The sequence below is a fragment of the Bacillus sp. AFS088145 genome, from assembly GCF_002564465.1.
GTDB lineage: Bacteria > Bacillota > Bacilli > Bacillales > Bacillaceae_G > Gottfriedia.
On sequence record NZ_NUUX01000076.1, the window covers coordinates 1 to 491 of the forward strand.

Annotated in this window: 1 protein-coding gene; it reads left to right on the top strand. The window is 31.4% G+C overall.

Features of this window, described 5'->3' with window-relative positions; translation table 11 throughout:
* On the top strand, window positions 1-453 hold a 453-nt coding region (locus tag COI44_RS23700), incomplete at its 5' end, for an IS3 family transposase (protein ID WP_142329308.1).
* Window positions 454-491: the final 38 nt, after the last annotated feature.

A 491-nucleotide genomic window follows, 5' to 3' on the forward strand; every position in this document is an offset into this window, starting at 1 on the left:
GGTAAAGGTCAGAAAGCATATTTATCAACAATTTTAGATAGTTCAACAAATGAAATAATGGCATACCATGTTTCAGACCGAATAACAATGGAGTTAGCTACAGATACTCTTCGGAAGTTAAAAAGGAATCGTAACTTTAAGAAAGTAGAAGGTTCACTCATTCATTCAGATCAAGGAACACATTATACACACCCAGACTTTCAAAAACTAGTAAAAAAATTAGGTTTAATTCAATCAATGTCTAGACGTGGAAACTGTTGGGATAACGCTCCACAAGAATCATTTTTTGGCCATTTTAAAGATGAAGCCTCTATTAAGTCATGTCAAAATTTAGAAGAGCTTAATAAAGAAGTAAAACATTATATGAACTATTACAATCATTATAGATATCAGTGGAATTTAAAGAAGATGACCCCTGTTCAATACAGAAATCATCTCCTTAAAGTTGCATAGACTTTTTTTCAATGTCCTTTACAAAGGGTACATTTTAA